At 69.6% G+C, this 18728-nt stretch carries 13 protein-coding genes; 3 read left to right on the plus strand and 10 right to left on the minus strand.

Annotated elements, in window-relative coordinates; all coding sequences use genetic code 11:
- Nucleotides 1-93: 93 nt before the first annotated feature.
- Nucleotides 94-1302: an OpgC family protein gene (locus HLA95_RS16470; RefSeq protein ID WP_191061101.1), complete on the minus strand. Its 1209-nt coding sequence runs from the start codon at nucleotides 1300-1302 to the stop codon at nucleotides 94-96.
- A gap of 365 nt (nucleotides 1303-1667) precedes the next feature.
- Here HLA95_RS16470 and HLA95_RS16475 point away from each other — a divergent pair, with 365 nt between their 5' ends.
- The gene (locus tag HLA95_RS16475) at nucleotides 1668-2477 is read left to right on the plus strand and encodes an SGNH/GDSL hydrolase family protein (protein ID WP_222183874.1); all 810 of its coding nucleotides are present in this window, start codon (nucleotides 1668-1670) and stop codon (nucleotides 2475-2477) included.
- A 36-nt stretch (nucleotides 2478-2513) separates the two neighbouring features.
- On the opposite strand, the gene HLA95_RS16480 is transcribed toward HLA95_RS16475, so the two are convergent.
- From HLA95_RS16480 to HLA95_RS16500, 5 genes are all read right to left on the minus strand, one after another.
- Entirely contained in the window at nucleotides 2514-4163 is a 1650-nt protein-coding gene (locus HLA95_RS16480; protein ID WP_191060954.1) for a glycosyltransferase family protein, read from the minus strand.
- A 16-nt stretch (nucleotides 4164-4179) separates the two neighbouring features.
- Nucleotides 4180-5346 (minus strand): glycosyltransferase family 4 protein, encoded by a 1167-nt coding sequence (locus tag HLA95_RS16485; protein WP_191060955.1) that lies wholly within the window; start codon nucleotides 5344-5346, stop codon nucleotides 4180-4182.
- 206 nt (nucleotides 5347-5552) lie between these two features.
- Nucleotides 5553-6869, minus strand: coding sequence for a lipopolysaccharide biosynthesis protein (locus tag HLA95_RS16490; protein WP_191060956.1), 1317 nt, complete (start codon nucleotides 6867-6869; stop codon nucleotides 5553-5555).
- A gap of 175 nt (nucleotides 6870-7044) precedes the next feature.
- Nucleotides 7045-10623 carry a DUF2341 domain-containing protein gene (locus HLA95_RS16495; RefSeq protein WP_222183876.1) on the minus strand — a complete coding sequence of 1193 codons (3579 nt, stop codon included), beginning with the start codon at nucleotides 10621-10623 and terminating at the stop codon, nucleotides 7045-7047.
- A gap of 79 nt (nucleotides 10624-10702) precedes the next feature.
- Nucleotides 10703-11041, minus strand: a complete 339-nt coding sequence (locus HLA95_RS16500) for an HAD-IA family hydrolase (RefSeq protein WP_222183878.1) — start codon at nucleotides 11039-11041, stop codon at nucleotides 10703-10705.
- A gap of 32 nt (nucleotides 11042-11073) precedes the next feature.
- Here HLA95_RS16500 and HLA95_RS16505 point away from each other — a divergent pair, with 32 nt between their 5' ends.
- Nucleotides 11074-11520, plus strand: coding sequence for a cupin domain-containing protein (locus HLA95_RS16505; RefSeq protein WP_191061114.1), 447 nt, complete (start codon nucleotides 11074-11076; stop codon nucleotides 11518-11520).
- A gap of 9 nt (nucleotides 11521-11529) precedes the next feature.
- Here the strand turns inward: HLA95_RS16505 and HLA95_RS16510 are convergent, their stop codons facing one another.
- The 4 genes from HLA95_RS16510 to HLA95_RS16525 are packed head-to-tail and all read right to left on the minus strand — an operon-like array spanning nucleotide 11530 to nucleotide 17579.
- Nucleotides 11530-13626: a PP2C family protein-serine/threonine phosphatase gene (locus HLA95_RS16510; protein WP_191061113.1), complete on the minus strand. Its 2097-nt coding sequence runs from the start codon at nucleotides 13624-13626 to the stop codon at nucleotides 11530-11532.
- Nucleotide 13627: 1 nt separating this feature from the next.
- The gene (locus HLA95_RS16515) at nucleotides 13628-14638 is read right to left on the minus strand and encodes an ABC transporter substrate binding protein (RefSeq protein WP_222183880.1); all 1011 of its coding nucleotides are present in this window, start codon (nucleotides 14636-14638) and stop codon (nucleotides 13628-13630) included.
- Complete coding sequence (locus HLA95_RS16520) at nucleotides 14635-16812, minus strand: MFS transporter (protein ID WP_222183882.1); 2178 nt, start codon at nucleotides 16810-16812, stop codon at nucleotides 14635-14637. Before HLA95_RS16520 ends, HLA95_RS16515 begins: the two co-directional genes overlap by 4 nt.
- Nucleotides 16809-17579 carry a hypothetical protein gene (locus tag HLA95_RS16525; RefSeq protein ID WP_191060591.1) on the minus strand — a complete coding sequence of 257 codons (771 nt, stop codon included), beginning with the start codon at nucleotides 17577-17579 and terminating at the stop codon, nucleotides 16809-16811. Before HLA95_RS16525 ends, HLA95_RS16520 begins: the two co-directional genes overlap by 4 nt.
- Nucleotides 17580-17808: 229 nt before the next feature.
- Here HLA95_RS16525 and HLA95_RS16530 point away from each other — a divergent pair, with 229 nt between their 5' ends.
- Complete coding sequence (locus HLA95_RS16530) at nucleotides 17809-18699, plus strand: formyltransferase family protein (RefSeq protein WP_191060592.1); 891 nt, start codon at nucleotides 17809-17811, stop codon at nucleotides 18697-18699.
- The last annotated feature ends 29 nt before the right edge of the window (nucleotides 18700-18728 follow it).

Below are 18728 nucleotides of genomic sequence, written 5' to 3' on the forward strand. Positions count from 1 at the left end.
GGCCCGCCGGACGGCGGCAATCAAGATGCAAATCCTATGCGGGCCACGGACGAAGTCGGCCGGGGCCACATGGCGCTGCACCGGGCGAGCGGGTCAGTCCGCCGGCGCCGAGCGCTGCAGCCCCATCGGCTGGCGCAGCAGAGCCCGCAGGTCGGTCTCGCGCAGCCAGGCTGGGATCGCCAGCGAGGCGATCGCGAGGAGTGTCAGGGCCGTGCGCACGACCTCCGGGAACGGGCCGAAGCTGCGGTCGATCGCCAGCATCAGGTAGACCACGAACACGTGGAACACATAGACCTGCAGCGAATGGCGCCCGATCAGCCGCAGGAAGGGCAGCGAGAACAGCCGCGCGAGCAGTTCGGCGATCCGGCGCAGCCAGGCTTCCGCGGCGCGCGGGCCGGCGATCATGGTCCATGCCAGCAGGTAGCCGGTGGCCAGGAAGTTCAGGAGATAGACGAGGCTGAACTCGCCGCGGTTGGTGATCGCCACGAACCGGTCCCAGGTCAGGGACGGGATCAGCCCGAACGTCCAGCCCAGCCGGAACAGCATGAAGAACAGGAAGAACGCGAGCGCCGCGGTCAGGATCACCCGCCGCTCGGGATGGAACACCTGCTGCCATTCGATCATGCGGGCACTGGTCAGCGCACCCAGCACCAGCCCGCCCATGAACACGACCTGCCAGGCGAACACGTTGAAATGGTTGCGCATCGCCAGCCCCTCGTCCATCCGGCCGAGCAGCCCGTCCACCGCGGCCGCCACCGGCAGGTGGAAGCCCAGCTGCACCGCCATCCAGAACAGGGCGGACATGACCGCCACCACCGCCCAGCGGCCCTTGAGCACCAGGTAGACCAGCGGGGGCGCTACCAGGAGGTAGGCGATGTATTGCGGAAGGATGTCCATGTAGGTCGGCTGATGGAGCAGCGTCACCGCCGCCAGGGTCGAAGCCCAGCCGGGCAGGGCCAGCTCGCCCATCCAGTTGGTCCAGATCGGCTGGAGCTCCGGCAGGAGCCGAACCGCCAGCAGCAGCGCGAACAGGCAGAACAGCGCGTAGAAATACAGCTCGGCGGCACGATGCCAGATCCGGGCAGCACCCTGGGCAAAGCCGTCGCGGCTCATGCGCCTCGCATAGACCATCCCGATCAGCAGCCCGGACAGGAACACGAAGCCCTGGGCGTCCTCGACGAAGCCCAGCTCGGCGTGGTTGACGTGCACCAGCGTCAGGCCACCGGTGAAGTATAGGTGGTTCAACATCATGAAGGTGAGGAAGTAGCCCCTCAGCCCGTCCAGAAGTTCGAGACGCCGCATTGCCACCCGCCTTGGTCCGTCACCGCCTGGCAATCGGACCACCCGAAGAGGCAGGCGGAAGCACCCTAGGCCACCCGGAAACGCCCAATCCTCGGATGCTCGGAAACGCCAAGCCCGCTGCAAGAAGCGGATATGGTGCCGGAAGTTCCACACACAAAGGCTTGAGATGCCTGCCCTTAACGAAGGGTAGGGAAGCGGTCATCGTCGCCGGGGCTGCGGTACCGGCGCCACAATCGGCCCAGTCGATGGAGGCCGCTCGCGCTACGGTCGAAATAGCGCTCGCAACTCAGGCGTGTCCCGCTTACCGATCATACCGACCTGCCGCGAGAGGCCATATCCGGCCTTTCCGTTCGGAACGACATGCCATGAGATCGTTGCTCGCTCTGAGCCTGATGACGCTCGCCCTCGCCGGGCTGCCATCCCCCGCCCCGGCTGCTGCCTGCGACGCGCCTTCTGGCATATGGGGCCCATTCGCCCCACTCGAGCGCACCCAGGCGCGGCTGGCTGCAACCCGCTCGCTCAAGGTCGTCGCAATCGGCTCGTCCAGCACCTACGGGACCGGTGCCACCAGTCGCGAGCACAGCTACCCGGCCCAGCTCGCCCGCATCCTGCGAGAGCGCTTCCCCCAGGCGAAGGTCGAGGTGATCAATGCCGGGATCGGCGGCGAGACCGTGGCCCGCAACCTCGCCCGGTTCGATCGCGACGTGCTGGCGCATCATCCCGACCTGGTGATCTGGCAAGTCGGCACCAACGACGCCTTCCAGAAGAAGGCCGTCCAGGAGGTCTATGCCGGCGTCCAGGCCGGCATTCGCCAGGTGCGGGCGGCCGGTGCCGAGCTCGTGCTGATGGAATCCCAATACTTCCCCGAGCGGCCGGAGACCGAGGCGCTCAGCCAGGCTCGGGCCACGATTCACCAGGCCGCTGCCGACGCGGGTGTGGAGTTCCTGCCGCGCTACGCCCTGATGCGTCACTGGATCGAGACGGGGCTGTTCTCGCCTGCGACCATGCTGGTCGCCGACAAGATCCACATGACCGACGCCAGCTACCAGTGCCTTGCCGAACGGGTGGCGGACCTGCTGCCGGCGACGCCCGCCGCCGGCGAGCCGCCGGTCACCGTGGCGACCAGCGATGCGCCGGGTGCGGCGGCAGCAGGACCGGCAACGGTCCGGCACTGACCGGGAGCGCTGCGCCCGGCCCGGCCGGACTTGTCTTCAGGAGGTCGGCGGTGAGGCGGTCTGCCGGTCCAGGTCCGGACATGGCTCGGTCGTGGCGCCGGTCGGCCGGTCCCAGGTGAATGCCATCACCTGGCTGCGCGGCGGCAGCTCGACCGGGGCAGTGTGCTGTACGATCAGGTCGGCCACCTCGTTGCTCAGCATCGGCGCGTGGCGCCAGCGATAGTTCGAGGTGATGATGATGCCGCGCTGGTGGCAGGCCATCAGCCGCTCGACCGATTCCGGGGTGCTGATCACCGGCCTGCCGGTGCGCGGGTCGCGGAAGAATTCCTCGTTGACCCCGCCGCGGGAGGCGGCCGCCCCCTCGCCCATCCGGCTCCGGCTGATCAGCACGTCATAGGTGCCGAGGAAGTACAGCGCCTCCAGCTCGGAGGTCACTACCACCACGTCGGCCTCCGCCATCAGCGGCTCCAGGATCGGCCGAGCCTCCTCCCAGCGGGGAGCCGGGCGCTCAGGTGGGATGGTGATGTCCGCCAGCATCAGGGCCGAGCGGACCGAGGCGGCATTGGCCGCCACCAGCCACAGCGCGCAGACCGCGACGGCCACCGTGACCAGCCCACCGACGGGCCGCTCCGGCAGGAGGCGGGCCAGCACCGTGTCGGCCTGGATGCGGACGAAGCGCACGAGCTGCGCCAGCACCGCGGCCAGCGCGATCCCCCAGATCACGAACAGGAACGGCATGGCGTAGAAGATGTAGCGCAGGTCCTTGGCACCCGCGAAGCTGTGCAGGATGATCGCGGTGCCGAACAGGACGGCTGCGAAGAAGCAGGCCCTGGCGCGGACCGCCAGCCCGACCAGGAACAGCACCGGCAGCAGCGTCCACAGCGTCGGGTAATAGAGGATCAGCCAGACATGGTAGTAGGCGACGTCGTTGGCGTTGCCTTCCGACCAGAGCGGCGTCTTGCGGTACTGGGACAGGGCCCCGGCGAGCTGGTCGCTGCCCAGTGCCACCACCGCCAGCACCAGCCCCACCGCCAGGACCGCCGCGAGCACACCCAGGCGGCGGACGGGCGGCACGTCCTCGCGCAGGAACCAGGGCGCGCACAGATAGAGCACCGCCCAGGCCGCCAGGCCCGCGATGCCGATGAAGGTGGTGACCTGGAACATGATCGCCACCAGGAAGCCCAGGATGGCGCCCAGGCCGCGCAGCAGCAGGGAGCGCGGCGTCAGCTCGCGGGTCAGCAGATCATAGACGAGCAGGGCGGCAACGCCGAACGCCAGGCCGTGGATGCCGTAGAACCGGGCGAACTCGGCGATGTCGACCGCGAATGGCGACACGGCGAACAGGCCGGCGCCGATGATCGCAGCCAGGCTGCCGGCCTCCCGGCGCAGCCAGACGAACAGGACGGTCGCCAGCAGGGCAGTGCTCACCAGGGACGGCAGCCGCGCCACCCAGAGATGGTCGCCCAGCAGCGCGAAGAGCTGCGCCACCAGCCAGGTGAAGGGCCGGGCGCGGTTATAGACGCCCTCGGCAATCGCGAAGTCGCCGGTGGCCAGGTAGCCGCGCGCCGCCAGCACATGGTAGAGTTCGTCGAAGTGCGGAGCCTTGTCCAGGTTGATGGCGTAGAGCGCGCAGCAGAACAGGAACAGGACAACGGGAACGAGGGGGCCGGTGCGCCAGGAAATCATGGAACGTACCTCGCGGTCATGAGCGTTCCCCCAGAATGTCTTTGTAGAGACCGATCAGTCGTTCTGCCTGCGTTGCCCAGTTGAAGGTCGACCTGATCAGGCGCCGCCCGTTCTCGCCCATGCGCTTGACCTCATTGGGGCTGGCCTGCAGCCGGCGCACGCCGGCCGTCACCGCGTCCAGATCAGTCGGGTCGACGCACAGCCCGACATCGTTGCCCTCGATCAGCTCGCGCCAGACCGGGAAGTTGGAGGCGAGGATCGGGATGCCGGCCGCCATGTACTCGAAGAACTTGGTGAGCTCTTTCTCGCGGTAATGGCCGGTGTCGGGCATCACGGCGAGGCCGCAGGTCCATGGTTGGCGGTAGGCGTCCAGGATTGCGGAGAACGGCAACTGGCTGCCGATCCCGGTGATGTGCAGGCGCTCCGCACCATCCCCTGCCCGCTCGCGCATGAGCTGGGCCAGGTCGGCCGGGGTGCGGCCGACCACATGGACCTCCGCATCCGGCATCACCCGGGCGAGGTCGGCATAGGTGAGAGCACCGCGCTCAGCGTTCAGCCCGCCAGTGTAGACCAGGCGCGGCCGGTCCGGCGGATCGGCCGGGCGCCCCGCCAGGACCTCGGCGAACTGCTCGAGTCGCGGATAGTTCAGGACCGGCACTGCCTCGGGGAAGCGGCGGGCGTAGTAGCGCTCGGCGATCACGGTGCGGAAGGCACGCCGGGTCAGCCGCTCCACGACATAATAGCCCGATGCCACCACCCGGGCCGCCGGCCCGGACAGGTAGGGCGTCTTGTCCAGGATCGAGGTGTAGTAGTCCTCGTGGACGTCGAACACGACCGGCTTGCCCTTCGCCCGCAGCCGCAATGCCGGCAGGATCAGCTCCGGGTCGTGGAACTGGTAGATGTCGGCATCCTCGGCCAGACCCCGCGCGATCACCGCCCGGGTCGTCTCCAGGATGCGCCGCTTGCGCCCGTTCGGCACCGGCACGGTGAGGATCCGCACCCCCTTGAGCACCCGGTCGCCGTCCGGGTCGGGCACCACCAGCGCCACGTCGTAGCCGGCCTCCGCCAGCGACACGCACTCCTTCTCGAAGATGCGGTTGTCGAGGAGCGGATGGACCGAGGTCAGGTGGACGACCCGAGGGCGCCGCTGCGCTTCAGGCTCGACCGGAGATAGGTTCGTCAAGCCGCACCCGGCTCCGGCAGCCGGCGGAAGATCGGATCGAAGGACATGAAACGGCCCGTGGCAGGTCGACAGAGTTCCCGGACGCGGTAAATGCCAGGGAGTACGGCCAAAGCGCAAGCCAGCCGGCCATACCCGGGTCCGCAGGCCACACCCGGCTGCCCCGGGATGCGCCTCCTGCGCTCGTTAGTACCAGAGCGGGCGTGCCGCTACTCTACCGCTGCGGGGCTGCCCGGCTCGCCGGCGGGCGTGCCATGCAGGATCACGTGGCGGCTGAGCAGCCAGTTGGCACCATAGTTCAGGCTCATCGCGATGCTGTAGATCAGGAGCGTCGTGTTCGCGGACAGGCCGGCCAGCCAGCCGAGCGTAAAGGCGGCCAGCGTGATCGTCATGTTGCCGCCGTCCCACCACAGGTTCAGGTCCTGGCGGCCGAACATGGCGAGCGTCTGGCCGATCGGGAAGATCACGAACTGGGCAAAGTACATGATCGCCAGGATCTGCAGCTGCACGCCGGCCTCGCGCCAAGCCTCGCCGAACACCAGCGCGAACAGGTAGGGTGCTGGGATCGCGACCGCCGCCATGCCGAGCAGGCCGATCCAGGCCAGGTGGAAGGTGGTGGTGCGGAACAGCCGCAGCATGGCCTGGCGGTCCTCGCGCGCCAGGCGGGGTGCGGCACCCAGATAGGCTTGGCCGATGCTCATGCCGAGCAGGCGGACCGGCGCCAGCACCACCCGCTGGGCAAGGCCGAACTGGCCGGCGACCACCGGACCGTACAGCGTCGCCAGGAACACGGCCGGCAGCATCTTTGCCGAGGTGTTCAGCAGCAGGGAGGGGGTCAGCAGCAGCGGGAAGCGGCGGTGGCGGACCAGCGCCCGGCGGATCGCGGCCATGCGGGTCGAGCGCAGCAGGCGGCGGTCATCGGCATCGAAGCTGCGGATGAAGTTGACGATGCCCGCCGGCTGGCCGAGCGCCTGGCCCACCACTAGGCCCGCCGGACCCTTGGCGAGCCAGCCATGCAGGAGCTGCCAGGCAGCCATGCAGGCGAACTGGGCCAGCTTGCTGAACGCTACCGCGCGGAAAGCCTGGCGGCGCACCGCCCAGAGATTGGTGGCGTTGTAGAAGGCCATGCCGAGCGTGCCGAGCGGGATCGCCCACAGGAGCGGCTGAAGGCCCGGCACGTTGGCAGCCTCCACCAGCCTGTCGCCCAGCAGCACGATCACCAGGGCCACCAGGCAGGTCGTGGCCACACCGGTCAGCAATGCCGCCAGGAAGGTGGCGGCGGCGTCCTCGTCACGGCCATCCAGCGGGATGGCGGTCTCGTAGCGCAGATTGGTGACCGCACCCGTGATCGAGACCACGGCCGTGAACACGGCGAGCACGCCGAAGTCGGCGGGCGTGTAGAGGCGCGTCAGCAGCGGCGTGATCGCGATCACCAATGCCTGGGCAGCCAGGGTGCCGAGCGTGACGGTGAGCGCGTTGCGCGCGAGCCCGCCCTTCTTGAAGCGGGAGATCAGGCGGGCGGGCACGGGGGCGGGCGGCTCCGGTGGCGACAGGAACGGCGCCCCTCATGCCACGCCCGGCCAGCCGCCGCGAGCCCGGCCCGCCCCTGCCGGGCGATCTGCCTCACATGCATGGCCCTGCCAACGGCGAGGGCAGCGCCCACCCGGACGCTGCCCTCCCGCTTTCGACCAGCCGTGTCGTTCAGGCGATCTGCAGGGCTACCGGCAGGTCCATGTCTGTCCTGGTGTGGGTGCCCTGTGATTCGGAGGTGAAGTTCCAGCCCGCCCAGCTGGAGCCGCCGTTCACGCTGTACTCGGCATAGGACGAGGGAGCGATGTTGCGGTCCTTGAACCCGTAGGCCGTGCCCTGCTGGGAAGCCCCGAACCAGTAATTGCCGGAGGTGGCGGAAAAGCGCATGTGGTAGGTCTTGCCCTTGGTCAGGAGGCGCGGCTGGGAGAAGGACTTGAACTGCCAGGGCACCGCCACGTCGTAGCGGGTGCTGGTCACCACCTGTGAGGACGGGATCCGGACGTCCTCCAGGATGGTGCCGCCCGAAGCGTCGATGAGCTGGCAGATCAGGTCGGTGGGCGAGCCGCCGGACTTGCGCACCCGCAGCCACACGCCGTTCACGCTCCGGCTCTCGTCCAGCATCGGCAGGCGCTGCCTTGCCATCAGCGAGCCGCCGACCTGCTTGTCGCCGCTGTCATGGGCATAGATCCAGCCCACGCCGCAGGCCATGCCGTCGGCATAGTACACCTCGAAGATCGGGCAGCGGTCGGTGCGCACGTACCAGCCGCCGGAATTGTTGACCCACAGATGGGCCATGGCGTCCCCGTGGAACGGGCCCATCCGGCCGGTGCCGCCGGTCGGGATCGGCATCTTGGTGTGCAGCATGTTGACCGAGATCTCGTTCTTGCCGCTCGAATCGAGCTGCAGGAAGACCAGGTGGTAGATCTCGCCGGCGGTCAGCACCGGGTAGGGCGCCTGGAACGGGATCTGCGCGAAGCGGTCCGAGTTCATGAGGTTGGTCAGGTTGGCGGTCTTGGCCAGCACCGTGTTGGTCGGGAAGCCGGTGGCCGGGTCGTTGGTGCGCAGCTCGATCCGGATCGTGCCGCCATTGCCGATGCTGTAGCCGACATGGCCGGTGGCCTGATCGTAGCGCAGAAAGTAGCGCAGCGAGGTGATCTGGCCGCTCCGCTCGGCGGCGAAGCGGAACGCGGCCGGCTTGCCGTAGCCATAGCGGGTATTCCCCACCGCCTCGGCATGGATGGCGCAGCCGTACAGGCGGCCCCGGTACGGCTTGTCGTCGTTGGTGGGTGCGGCCGGCTGGGCGACCTCGACCACCACCGTGCCGACCGAGGTCTGGTTCTGCGCGTCCTGCATCGTGTAGGTGAAGGCGTCCTCGCCCACGAAGCCGGTGGTCGGCGTGTAGATGATCTTGCCGGACGAGATCACCGCGGTGCCGTTCGCGGGCGCACCCACCTGGCCCGAGACGAGGCTGCGCGTGCCGCTCTCGGGGTCGATGTCGTTGGCCAGGACATCGATGGTGACCGCGGTGTTGCGCGAGGTCGCGACCCGGTTGGGCACTGCCACCGGCGCTTGGTTGGTCGTGCCGAACGCGTCCTCGCCACCCAGGCCATAGAAGGCGCCCGGCCGGCGGTGATTGAGGTGCTCGGCCTTCAGCCAGTTCTCGGGCAGGGCCGAAGCACGCAGCCGTACCTCGTCGATGGCGCCATCCCAGGCGGACGACGCGTCGAAGGAAGCCCGGCCGATCCGCAAGGGGCCGTTGCTGAAGCTCGTGGTGCCGCTGCGCACCGAGGTCTCGTAGCTGGGCGTGTCGGCCTTGGCGTCGATCCAGATCTGCGGATTGCTGTTCTGCTGCCAGGTGACGGCGAGGAACTGGGGGGCGGTGCGCTGGACATCCGAGGCGGTCTCGATCCGGGTGCGGCCGCTGGTCAGCTGCTGTTCGAGCAGGATGACGTTGGTGCCGCCGCCGGAATGGCCGGCCTTGTCGTAGCGCAGGCAGAAGCCCATCGCGTCGTCCCGGCCGGTAATGGGCCCGACCGAGACGATGCCGCGGTCGGTGCCGACCTGGTCCGCCTTGACCCAGGCCTGGACCGTGTAGGCGGACAGCGCATCCAGGAAGGTCGGTGCCTCGCGGCTGGCCTCGCTGTCGGTCCCGTTGAAGTCGCCGGCGGCACCGACCAGGCTGCTGGTGCCCAGCGCGTTCAGGGTGAGGTCACGGCCGCGGCCGGTCCGGTCGGCAGCCACCGGCAGGTGATAGACGGCCAGATAGTCCTTCCAGACGCCCGGCGCATTCTCCTCCGGGATCGTCACCCCCTCCTTGCCGTAATACAGGTAGATGGTGGTGTCGGCCGTGGTGAGCAGGCTCGGCATCCGCACCCAGGCGCGCAGCGTGCCGGCCGTCCCGTTATAGGCCTCGACCTCGTGGTCGAGCTTCACGCCGGGGCCGGAGGCGGGGGCGGTCTCGAAGCGAAGGTCCAGCCCGGCCGGGGATTCGAGTCGGCCGTTGCTCGCCGACTTGTGCTTCAGCCAGTTGCCGGACAGTTCCACCAGCATGGGGAAGTCGGTGAGCGAGCCCTCGGTCAGCGAGGTGCGCGGCACCACCAGGCGGCGACGATAGCGGTAGCCGTTGGGATAGGCGAGCGGGGCGGGCTGCACCTGCACCTGCACCGCCACGGTGCCGCTGCTCTCCGCGCCGCGGCTGTCCGCGATCCGGTAGGTGAAGCCGTCCGTGCCGGTGAAGCCGGCGGCCGGCGTGTAGACGACCCGCTGCTGCCCATCCACCGCGACCGTGCCGTTCGTGGGCACGGTCAGGGCGATCAGGCGGATGGCGTCCCCGTCGACATCGGTGTCGTTGGCGAGGATCGGGATGGTCACCGCGGTGTTGGCGTAGGTGGTGACCGAATCCGGGGTCGCCACCGGGGCGGTGTTGCTGGCCTGGACCTGCACGGTCACCCGGCCGGCCGCCGTGCCGCCCTGGCCGTCCGTGATCGTGTAGGTGAACTGGTCGGTGCCGGTGAAGCCGGCAGCCGGCGTGTAGAGCAGGCGATCCAGCCCGTCGATCGAGACGGTGCCGTTTGCGGGCATGGCGATCCCGGACAGTTGCAGCGGGTCGCCGTTGCCATCGCTGTCATTGGCCAGCACGGTGATCAGGACCGGCTGGCCGGGACCCGTCGTCACCTGGTCGTCGTTCGCCACGGGCGGCAGGTTCACGCCGGCCACCGCGACGGTGACCTCGGCCGAGTCGGAGCCGCCCTGCCCGTCGATCACCGTGTAGGTGAAGCGGTCGACCCCGGTGAAGCCGAGCTCGGGCTGGTAGGTCACCGTCATGTCGGGATGGGCGGTGATGCTGCCGTGGTCGGGCATCGAGATGCTGCCGAGCTGGAGCGGGTCGCCGTCGGGATCCAGATCGTTGGCCAGCACGGCGATGTTGACCAGCGTGCCCGGTGCGGTCGCGGCCGCATCGTCGTTGGCGACCGGCTGGAGATTGGCGGCGCTGACCGTGATGGTCACGACCGCCTGGGCGGCCTCGCCGGTCGTGTCGCCCACCGTGTAGGTGAACTGGTCGACGCCCGAGAAGCCCAATTGCGGCGTATAGATCAGGGTATTGGCGGCCGGCCCCGGCGCCACCGTGCCGTTGGCCGGCGAGGAGAAGCCGAGAAAGGTCAGGCTGGCACCCTCGTCATTGGCGAAGGGCGCGATCGTGACCGGCTGGCCCGGCTGGGTGGCGAAATGGTCGGGACGGGCGATGGGCATGGCGGAGTGCTCCGGGCAGTTGGCACGCTGGCCTGATGGGAATGCATTCCCGTTCTGCCTTACTCCTATGTAAGGAATATTATCCCGTCAACGAGATTCCGTCACGGACGGCCGTGTTTGCTTCCGGAGCCTCCAGCAGCAGGGGCAGCCGCGGGTCGTGATAATCCATGATCACCATGCCCGCGCCGAGCGCCAGGATCTCCGCCGCGGAAAGTGCCGACGTTGTTCCTACCATCTGCAGCCCCGCGGCCACGGCGGAGCGGAGGCCGGCCCGACTGTCCTCGAACACGATGCAGTTTTCCGCTCTTCCATCCAGCAGCTCGAGCCCCCTGAGGTAGGGCAAGGGGTGCGGCTTAGCCCGGGCGGCACAACGCACCATTGCAACAGGCGACTGCACCACCGACAGTCGGCCCGCCATCAAACAAGCCCAATCGTCAGGGAGAAGCATCGATGCAGCCGTCTTTCCGGCTCGCAACGCTCCTGCTGGCCGGTCTGCTCGCTGGCTGCGCCGGCCAGGCAGCACCACCGGCAAAGCCCGTCACGGTGGCCGAGCTCGCCAGCGCCACCACCACCGCGTCGGGCCAGCCGATCCGCCTGCCGAGCGGCGACATCCGCGTGGTGCTCTCCGACTACCGGATCGCGCCGGCCGCAAAGCTGCCGGTGCACAAGCACCCCTATCCTCGCTACGCCGTGGTCCAGTCCGGTACGCTCGCCGTGACCAACCAGGACACTGGCCAGACCACCACCTACCGGTCGGGCGACTTGGTCGTGGAAGCGGTCGACCAGTGGCACTCGGCCGTCAACGCAGGCACGGACGAGGTCCATCTGCTGGTCCTGGACGAGATACCCGGCTCCGGCAGCAACACGATCCTGCAGGAACAGGCCTCGCAGCCGTAAGGAGCGGGCTCAGGCGGCCAGTGCGCGGATCCGCTTCAGCGCGCGCAACTGCAGCGCCAGCATGGTGATGTCGTCGGCCTGGGCCGCGCCTGCGGTGAACGCGTCCAGGCCGGCCTGGACGTCCTCCACCGCCCGGCGCGGGTCGCCGCCATCCAGCTCACCCAGGGCACGGACCAGGCCATCCGTGTCGAAGAACCGTTCCTGCCGGTCGGCCGCCTCGGTCACCCCATCGGTGAACAGGAACAACAGGTCCCGCTCGCGCAGCTGCAGCGTCACCTCCTCGAAGCCGGCCAGGTCGGACACGCCCAGGGCCGGGCCCAGGAACCGGTCGATCGCGCTGAGCTCGCCGTCATGGCGGCGCAGGAAGGGCGGGTTGTGCCCGGCATTGGCCAGCCGCAACAGGCCGGTGCGCGTGTCGAGGATCGCCACGAGGGCGGTGGCGAACATCATCTGCGGGTTGTCGCGGGCCAGCACGTCGTTGACGAAGCGCATCGCCTCTGCCGGCCCCAGCCCCTGCAGACAGGCGGCCTTGATCAGGCTGCGGGCGATCGCGATGAACATGGCTGCAGCGACCCCCTTGCCCGACGCATCGCCGATCGCGACGGCCACCTGATCGTCGTCGAGCAGGAAGAAGTCGTAGAAGTCGCCGCCCACCTCCTCGGCCGGCCGCATCGCCGCAAACACGTCGAACTCGGTGCGCTCGGGAAAGGCCGGAAAGCTCGTGGGCAGGCTGGAGAGCTGCAGGGTCCGCGCGATCGACAGCTCCTGGCGGAGATGGACCAGCTCCTCGCGCTCGCGCACCGCCTCCTTCAGCCGCTCCAGGTCGCGGGTGCGCTCCGCCAGGAGGCGGGACAGCTCCTGGTACTGGGCCAGCACCCGGCCGGTCATGTGCTCGAAGGCCACGGCGAGCGGCTTGGCACCACCAGCCTCGCCCTCGCCCACCCGGCTCTCCGCCTCGATCCTGGCGAGGTCATGCTCCAGCTCGGCCCGCGCCGGGGAGTCCAGCGTCGCCGCCAGCTCCTGCATCTTCTCGCGGATCATCGCCTCGGACCGCCGGCGCTCGCGCGACTGCCTAAAGCGGATCTGCTCCAAGGCGATCGCCCCTTCGCGGAGCACACCCACCGCCTGGGCGATGCCGCCGACCTCGTCGGCCCGGCGCGGCGGGTCGGGCGACAGCAGCAGGTTGCCGCTCGCCACCGCCTTGACCACCAGGGCCAGCTCCTCCAGGGGCAGCAGGCTGTGGCGCAGCCAGCCATAGAGCATGCCGACCACGATGAGCAGGATCAGGCCGCAGCTCACGATCGTGGTGCTGGTCACCAGCCAGCGCTGCTCGCGCTCGACGGTGACGTCGCGCAACGCGATCAGCCAGCCGGCGGGCGAGCCGCTCAGGTCGGAGATCTCGACGCTGCGCGCCTTGTGCACCCGCCCGTCCACGTCCTCGATCACCGGGTCGATGTCGCCGGACCGGTAGGCCGCCTCCAGGTCCGGCCATGCCCGCTCGTCGGTGGCGGCAATTCGGGTCGTGTCGGCCGACATCAGGTAGGCATTGCCGCCATAGGTGTCGGCAAAGGCCTTCAGCGTCGGCCCCAGCGGCCGGCTGATCGCCAGATGGCCGCCGGCCAGGGCCGAAACCACGGTCGGAGCCAGCCTGCCGCCGGCCTCGGACTGCAGCCCGACCGAGATGCCGTCGCCGGCGCGCGCCTCGGGGGCCAGGCGACGCACGTCGACCATGGCGCGATCCTCGCCATGGCCGGCACTGGTCCACAGGAGCTGGCCGTCCGGGCCGAGCAGGTCGATGCGCTCGTAGAGATTCCGGTCGAGCCCGCCGACCCGCTCCGCCAGGCGATCGGTGGCGGCCAAGCGGTCGCCCAGCTCCATCGATTCCCGGAAGACCGTATCGCCGGTGAGCTCGCGCAGGAGCTGCAGCAAGGGCGAAGCCTCGGCCCGTACGGTGACCTCCCAGACCTTGAGCTGGGCGGTGCGCTCGGTGCGGTTGGCGTCGCGCCCGACCCGCTCCGCGATGACCGTGGCAGCGGCGGCGACCAGGCCGGTAATCACCGCGATCACCAGCAGGAGCACCAGGACCAGGCGGATCCGCAGCAGCATGCTAGACGGTCTCCGCGAAGCGCAGCAGGGAAAGGGGCGGGTAGAACTCCAGCCGCTTGGCGGTCTGCACGTTCACGATCAGCGAGAAGCGGGCCAGCGGCTCCACCGGGATCGTGGCGGGCTCCACCCCGTTCAGGATCTGCTCCGCCTTGAACGCGGTGAACTGGCCGACCGCATAATAGCGGCTCACCAGGCCGAACAGGGCGTGTGCCTGGAGGATGTAGGGCTCGGTCGAGGTGAAGCTCGGCAGGCCGGCGTCCAGTGCTGCCTGGGTCAGCGGCAGCTTGTTGCCGTTCAGGAAGCTGTCCGGTGCGATGTACAGCCATTCCGCGCCGGCCCGGGCGATCTCGGCGACCTTGCCGGGCAGGGCCGCGGCGATCGGCTTGCCCGCATCGTCCAGCGGCACCGGCCGGTCGATCAGCTCGAAGCCGGTGCGCTTGGCCTCCTGGCCCAGCAGTTCCACCACCGCACGGGAATTGCCCTCGATCGGGCTGTAGGTGATGCCCATCGAGCGGAACGGCCGGTAGGTCGCGAGCGTGGCGAGCTGCTGTTCCATCGCGGTGATGTAGAGGGTGCCGGTGGCCCGGCGGGACGGCCGCTCCAGCGATGGCACGATCTTGTTCCACACCGGCTCGGTCACGATGTTGAACACGGCCGGGATCTCGTCGGCCAGGTGGATGGCCGGGTCGACCGCGTCGTAGGGCCCGAGCGCTACCATGGCGGTGGTGGTGCCCCACAGATAGACCAGGTCCGGCCGGGTCGCCTTGGCCTCGGCGACATGGCGGGTGACGGTTGCTGCGGACTGCCCGGCATCCCGCAGGATCAGCTCCACCGGGACGTTCCGCTCGCTGAAATAGTCGGCAAAGCCCTGGCAGGCATCCTCCCAGCCGCGCCAGGTGATCATCATGATCCGCCAGAGGCGCTGCTGCGCGGATACCGGGCGACGGGCCGCCAGCCCGATCCCGAGCCCGCCGGCCAGCAGGCCGCGCCGCCCGAGCAGATGACGGCTCATCGCCTGCCTCCGTCGACCGCCGGCACCAGCCCGCGCCCTGGCAACAGCCAGCCGGCCAGGACCAGCAGGATCGCCGCGGCACCCGGGATCAACCCCAGCCAAAGCGCTGCACCGGTAGGCCCGGTCGTCGCAAGCAAGGTGGCGCCGATCATCGGCCCCAGCATGCTGCCGATCCGTTCGGCGCTGCGCAAAAAGCCCAGCAGCAGGGCCGCCTGACGCCGCCCGTCCGGCCCTGGGCACAAGGCCGGCACGGCCGCCAGCATCGGCGCACTGCCCAGGCCATGGCCGATCCCGAGCGCCGTCACCGCGATCAGTATGCCGGTCGCCGGGTCCTGCCAGGGCAGGAGCAGCACACCCGCTGCCGGCAGGAGCCCCATCAGCGCCATCGGCACCAGATAAAGGCGACGGCGGTCGGCCAGCCACGCACCGGCCCGGATCGCCACCAGCATCCCGATCGAATACATCATGATGGTCCGGCCGATCGCCGGCAGGGTGACCTCGGCCTGCGCCAGGTAGAGCGGTGCGAGATAGTAGACCATCCCGTTCAGCGCGATCTTGGCCGGGATGGCCGCGAGGATCACGATGGCGAGGAACCGGGGTGCCCGCAGCGCCAGCAGCCAGGCCGAGCCGCCCGCCGCAGCCGGCCGGGCAGGGGCTGCGTCACCGTCGGCGGGCAGCGCCCAGGCCGCCAGGAGCGCTGCCACCGCCACCAGCCCGGCCGCGGCCATGAACGTGTTGGTGAAGCCCAGCCGGTCGGCCACCACTGCGCCGATCGCCATGCCGCAGATGGTGCCGGTGACCACCGCCAGCACGAACACGGCGAGGGTGCCGGCCTGCCGGCCGGCATTCCCCACCTGCACGAAATGGTGCTGGCAGGCGATCGTCACCAGCGCATAGCCGATCGCGGCGATCACCCGTGCCCCGATCAGCATGGTCAGGTCCGCGGCCAAGCCGGCCAGCACATGGCCCAGCACCGCCGGTACGGCGCCCAGCAAGAACACGTTGCGGCTGCCGATCCGCCCGACCCACCAGCCGCCGAAGGGTGTGGCCACCGCCACCGCCACCACGAACGCCGATAGCGGCAGGCCGATTGCGACCGCCGGATCGAGCCAGGAGAAGGGGGAATGGAGCGAGCCCGCATAGAGCGGCATGAACGAGGTGGGCAGTTGCTCGGCGAGCACGAAGATGAACAAGGGCGTGCGCGCCATCGCCGCGCCCGGCAGGGCGGTCATCCGGACGAGCCGGCCGGGTGCGAAGCGGTGCCGCTCGGTAAGCGCACTGATCTCCCGCCCGATCCGCTCGGCGGCCTCCCTGCCCTCGCGCGCGATCTCCTCGGCCTTCCAGGTCAGTCGGGCGAAGGCCTCGTTCACCGTGCGCACCGCCAGGTTGAAGGTGCGCAGCACCTGGCGGCTCTCGTCGGAGCCGATCACCGCCACGGTCCGGGTCCAGTCACCCCTCGCCACCCGGTCGACCGCGCGCCCGAGCAGCGTCATCGGCGCCTCGGCGGACCGGGCCAGGAGGAAGATCAGGACCTCGTAGGTCGCCAGCACCGAGACCAGCAGCACGATCCAGATGTCCCACTGCACATCGGCGATCTGGGCGTCATAGGCGCGGCTGGAGGAGCCGATATGAAGGACCAGCGCCTCCTGGCCCGGCACCACGATCGGCCAGGCCGTGTCCCGAATCCCTTCCAGGCTCGTGCTGATCGAGCGGCCGGCCAGATCGCTGTCGGGGTCCGGCTGGGCCCGCACCAGGGCGAGGTCCGGCCGCAGCACCCGCCCGGCCGCCAGCATCGCCTCGAAGGCGGGCAGTTCCGGACCCACGCCATGCATCAGGCTGCCCTTGCCGTCGAGCAGCGCCACATAGCCCAGGCTCGGCAACTGGCGGCGGAATTCGTCCAGGAACGGATCGACTTCCACCAGCCGGTCGGCGGGAATGCCCAGCGCCAGGGCACGCTCGATCGTCGCCGCGATCGAGCTGGAGACGGCCTCGGCCTCGCGGTCCATCAGCGGCAGCAGCTCGCGGTTGAACGCGTCCAACGCACGGTTGGCGACGTAGAGGGTCGTGAGGACCAGCACCGCCACGACCAGGAGGATCAGGGCGGCGCTCTCGCCGCCGCCCGCCACGGCGGGTGCCCGGTCTGCCGCCGATGGCTTGCTCCCCTGCGCGATCAAGACACGTCCGCCTTCTCGATCCGCGCCTCGGCCCCGTGCAGCCGGGCCAGCGTCTCCTGCGCGATGGCCGCGACCGGATCCGGCGGGGCTGCCTTGCCCGACTTGTGCAGCACCGAGCCGCCGATCGCGTCCATGATCGCGTGGCTGCTGGCCTGCATCCGCCGCCTGGAGCGGTGCATCACCAGGGCGATGCCCAGGATCAGCACGATCGCCGCCGGCACGCTCGCCTCCAGGATCGCCTGGCCCAGGATGACCCGGATCGCGATCATGGTGCGCTCAATGCCGGCCTCGCTGTAGCCGAGTGCCAGGCCGCCCACCGGCTGCTCGAACAGATTGGTGAGCGGCACGACGATCACCGACACGTCCAGGCGTCGCTGGCCGATGGCCTCGCCCTGCCGCTCATGCACCGCCGCGCGCCACGCGTCCGGCACTGGCTGGTCGGAGGCGGCGCCGCGATCGGTGCTGTACAGGCGGCGCCCGGCATCGTCGAACACCACGACCCAGTCGATCAGCCGGTCGATGGTCCGCCGCCGGTCGATCAGCGGCTGGATCGAGCGCAGCGCGCTGAGCGGCAGGCCAATGCGCATGCCGTCCTGGATGGCCGCGGCCAGATCGCTGGCGAGGAACTCGAACCGGGCCTGCTCCTTCTGCTGCACGACCCGGTGGAACTTCAGCAGGTTCAGCGCCGCGGAAAGCAGCAGGCTAGCGAGCACGAGAACGAAGGCGGTGAGTGCGAGACGGCCGACCAGAGAAGTTCCGGAAAACATCAGTATCTCCGCTGGGCAGCGTCCCCGGGCGTCGCAATGCGGCGCCCATGCGGAGAAGCCTCCGAGCCGCGGGACCTCCGTCGCACGACGTGAGATCCGGCGGCGGTCGCTTCGCATGGACACGCAAAACCATACTGGCTACCAGTTCACTACTTCAAGCGATGGGGGCGGGCGCGCATCGTTCCTTGAGTTGAGTGCGGTAACAGCGCAAAGGCGAGACACGGGCGACGTGCGCATCCTGGTCTGCACCAAGGCGGATCTTCCGAGCCTGATCGCCATGAACCGGCTGCTGCCGGCACTGGCCGGGCGGCACGATGTCGAGGTGCTGCTCACCGAGCGGGTGCGGCCGGCCGAGCGGCACCTACCGGACCTGGCCGTCCTCAAGCTGCTGGAACGCGACCTGCCGCTTTCGGTCCTCCTGCCCCTGGCGGAAGCCGCAGCACCCGGCGGGCCGGGGCTGCGCAGCTTCGAGCGCCTCCGCAGGGAGCTGGCGATCCAGGTCGGCACCATCCGGCGGATCAATACGGGCGACGGTTTCGAGCGGGCGGCCCGGTTCCGGCCGGACCTGGTTCTCTCGATCCGCTTCAGCCTGGTGTTCCGCCAGCCCATGCTGGACCTGCCCCGCCACGGCATCCTCAACCTTCACCCGGGGCCGCTGCCTGGCTTCGGCGGGCTGTTCGCGATCTTCCGCCAGATGCTGCTGGGGCGCCCCGAGATCGGCGTCACGCTGCATCGGGTGGATGCCGGCATCGACACCGGCCCGGTCGTGACGGTGCAGCCCATGCCGGTTGCTTCCGGCCGGTCGATGCTCTGGCATGTGCTGCGTGCCTACGAGGCGGGCGTGCCGGCGATCCTGGCGGCGGTGGCGCGTCTGGCGGCAGGTCAGCCGCTCTGTGCCAAGCCGCAGGACCCGGAACGGATGAGCTATTTCGGCCTGCCGGAATCGGAGGAGTTCTCGGCCTTCGCGGAAGCCGGGCTGCGGCTCTATGACGTCGAGGAGTACGCCCTGGACCTGCGTCGCCTGCTGGGCCTGGCGGCAGACCTGCGGGTCGACGAGCTGGTGACGGCGGCCCTGCCGGTCGAGGCGGCTGGACGGGCGCGTCTTGCTGCGGAAGGATGAGGCATGGCTGGGCGCCGCAGGCAGCGCGG

It is taken from the genome of Geminicoccus harenae (assembly GCF_019800005.1).
Classification (GTDB): domain Bacteria; phylum Pseudomonadota; class Alphaproteobacteria; order Geminicoccales; family Geminicoccaceae; genus Geminicoccus; species Geminicoccus harenae.